Genomic DNA, 265 nt, shown 5'->3' on the forward strand with positions numbered 1-265 from the left:
AAGCCGATGCCAGGGAGATTTAAGGACTATATTGCGATGCCAAAGCCGAACATGTACCAATCCCTTCATACAACCGTGATTGGTCCAAAAGGTGATCCGCTTGAAGTCCAGATCCGTACATTTGAAATGCATGAAATTGCAGAATACTTTAATGTACAAATTATTGGTGGTGATACCACTCAAGGGCCACTCACCATTACTATTTGTGCAAAAGGTACCGTGCCGGAAGGTAAGGCACTTCGTAGAAGTGGTGCAAAAGTAGGTG

The 265-nt window shown here is 44.2% G+C and carries 1 pseudogene; it reads left to right on the plus strand.

Annotated elements, in window-relative coordinates:
* Positions 1 to 147 (plus strand): annotated as a pseudogene (locus tag R2R70_RS20820) (hypothetical protein); the annotation flags it as partial.
* Positions 148 to 265 lie beyond the last annotated feature (118 nt).

Source organism: Cobetia sp. SIMBA_158 (genome assembly GCF_046566945.1).
In the GTDB taxonomy this organism is placed as follows: domain Bacteria; phylum Pseudomonadota; class Gammaproteobacteria; order Pseudomonadales; family Halomonadaceae; genus Cobetia; species Cobetia amphilecti.